Source organism: Dietzia sp. UCD-THP (assembly GCF_000349585.1).
Taxonomy (GTDB): Bacteria; Actinomycetota; Actinomycetes; order Mycobacteriales; family Mycobacteriaceae; genus Dietzia; species Dietzia natronolimnaea_A.
In genome coordinates this window covers 26,146-27,990 of the sequence record NZ_KB714658.1, presented here as the reverse complement: position 1 = coordinate 27,990, position 1,845 = coordinate 26,146, and the positions used below count along the sequence as shown (strand labels likewise).

General features: G+C 68.4%; 1 protein-coding gene. It reads left to right on the top strand.

The window, feature by feature from the left end; all coding sequences use genetic code 11:
• The first annotated feature begins 69 nt into the window (after positions 1 to 69).
• A complete protein-coding gene (locus tag H483_RS36155) occupies positions 70 to 1,659 on the top strand; it encodes an IS1182 family transposase (protein ID WP_031265228.1) in 1,590 nt (529 codons plus the stop codon).
• The last annotated feature ends 186 nt before the right edge of the window (positions 1,660 to 1,845 follow it).

Sequence of the window (1,845 nt, the reverse complement as noted above, 5' to 3'; positions counted from 1 at the left end):
CTAGGAGACTGCTGAACAAGTGGCGTGGCTGGCCTGTGAGGTTGGGGTGGCACTGAAATGATGTGCCTCATGCAGGGTGAGTCGGATCGGCAGCGGGAACTGTTGGATGTGGAGTCGGTGGCGGGGCATTTGCTCGAGCCCGGCAGTGTGTTCGCGTTGCTGGCCGAGCATCGTGACCGCCTGTTCCCGGACGAGTTGTTCGCCGACCTGTTTCCCTCTGGCCGGGGCCGGCCCTCGATCCCGGGTGAGGTGATCGCCTCGGTGATCGTGCTGCAAGCCCTGTTCGGGCACTCCGATCGGGAGGCGGTCGATGCGTTGACATTCGACCTGCGGTGGAAAGCCGCCTGCGGGTACGCGGTCGATGCGAAGGGTTTCGACTCCTCGACGTTGACGTATTGGCGGCGCCGGCTGGCCGCCAGTGACCGACCGCAGCGGATCTTCGAGGTGGTACGCCAGGTCATCGCCGAGACCGGTGCGGTCAAGACCAAGACCCGCCGCGCCCTGGACTCGACGGTCCTGGATGACGCGGTGGCCCGTCAGGACACGATCGCCCAGCTCATCGCGCAGATCCGCCGGGTGGGCCGCGAGGTGCCCGGGGCGAGAGAGTTTATCTCCACCGAGTGCACCCGGTTGGCGGCGCTGTGCGGGCAGGACTACACCGTCGCCGGTAAGCCCCGCATCGCCTGGGATGACCAGGCTGCCCGGGACGAGCTCGTTTCCGCCCTGGTGGGCGATGCTCTGGCACTGCTTGAGGCTCTGGATGTGGAGGCGATCACCGCCGCCGGGGGCAGACCGGCCGAGGCGGTGGCGCTGTTGGCGTTGGTGGCCGGCCAGGACGTCGAGCCGGCCGACGGTTCTAATGGCACTGACGGGCGGTGGCGTATCGCCCGCCGCACCGCGCCGGATCGGGTGATCTCCACCGTGGACCCCGATGCTCGGCACGCCCACAAGACCCGACAACGCCGCCAAGACGGGTTCAAGGCCCACATCGTGGTCGAACCCGACACCGGCCTGACCACGATGTGCTCGCTGACCAAGACGAACGGCCCGGCCAACTCGGATGCTGCGGTCGGTTCGGGGCTGGTCACCGCCGATCCCACCATCGGCGCCGGCGAGCAGATCGAGGTGCTCGGCGATTCCGCCTATGCCAGCGGCGACATGCTGGGCACCCTCGCCGGTAAAGGATGGCTGCCCCTGGTTAAGCCGTGGCCGCTACGGCCCGCGGTCGAGGGCGGGTTCACCCTCGATGACTTCACTTTCGATGCGGCGGCGGGCACGCTGACCTGTCCCGGCAACATCACGCGACGGCTCTCGGCGAAGGGCAACGCCACGTTCGGCGTGGCGTGTCGTGGTTGCCCCCTGCGCCAGCGATGCACCACCTCAGCCGCCGGCCGCAAAGTAGAACTCGGTGAGCACCACCTGCTGCAACGCCAGCACCGCCAACGCGCCAGCGGCGAGGACTTCCAAACCGTCTACCGCCAGCACCGACCGATGGTGGAACGCTCGATCGCCTGGCTGACCCGAGGCGCTCGCCGCGTGCCGTACCGCGGGGTCGACAAGAACAACAACTGGCTCCACCACCGCGTTGCAGCCCTGAACCTGCGCCGACTGCTCTCGATGGGCCTGACCCACCAGAACGGAACCTGGGCCCTGGCCTGACCAGCCCGCCCGGGCGAGGACTCCCGCCCCGGCAGGCCGCCGAACACGACCCGCGGCCACCGGCCAGATCCCATCTCCGGACCAGATACCTCAGCCCCCGCAGCCGCGAAAAAGCCACACCGCCATGCCCCCACCCCGCCCACCGCTCTCGCGGCCAAGATCACAGCTTGTTCAGCAGTCTCCTAG